The 604-nt window shown below is 50.5% G+C and carries 1 protein-coding gene; it reads right to left on the bottom strand.

Translation table 11 applies throughout. The features are described from left to right. Positions 1-489 (bottom strand): hypothetical protein (locus tag H6A60_RS12245; protein WP_205105024.1); only part of this gene is annotated, 489 nt, incomplete at its 3' end. Positions 490-604 lie beyond the last annotated feature (115 nt).

Here is a 604-nt window from a genome sequence, read left to right as displayed (position 1 = left end):
GATGAGTTCAGGAGCGGCAGCGAAATCGGTATGGGCATCGGTTCTGTAGCAGTACGTACGGACGACTGTCTCGAGGCAATCGATGTGCGCTCGGCAAAACCGAACCTGCTCCTCGGCCGGAAGCTGAAGAAACGCTGGATTATCCGCTAGGTCTTCACAAACTTGCTCATCATTGTCATTGGCGAGCAAACGTACGGTATCGAGACCAAGATCCAAAGCTTGTGCGGCAGTGCTGCGCAGAATTGCGTCCGAACTCACAGCCGCTCTTTCCATGAAAGCACGCCGCGCATCGCAGAAGCCCTGCTGATAACGCGTGTCCTTCGCGATCCTGTCAAGAAACAAAAACACGTTTTCCGTCTTGCATGGCAAAACCAGAACATCCTTGAGCTCGAAAGCCTTTTTGGGGTACTCTACCTCGGGTATGCGACCTGACAAAAGTGCGAGTTCGTTGCTCGAGATTGAGTCGGTCGATTTTTCTATGTTTTTCATTACTGATACCGAGAAAATCACGACGTTTGACTGCAGTTGATCCTCTGTCGACACGTGAGAATATAGGAGCTACTGCGTCGATCATTGACGTACGCTGTAAAGTTTCCCTCTATTT

The organism is Sutterella massiliensis (assembly GCF_016899755.1).
Taxonomy (GTDB): domain Bacteria; phylum Pseudomonadota; class Gammaproteobacteria; order Burkholderiales; family Burkholderiaceae_F; genus Sutterella; species Sutterella massiliensis.
The sequence above is the reverse complement of the archived record's forward strand: the minus strand, read 5'-3'. Positions and strand labels throughout refer to the sequence as shown.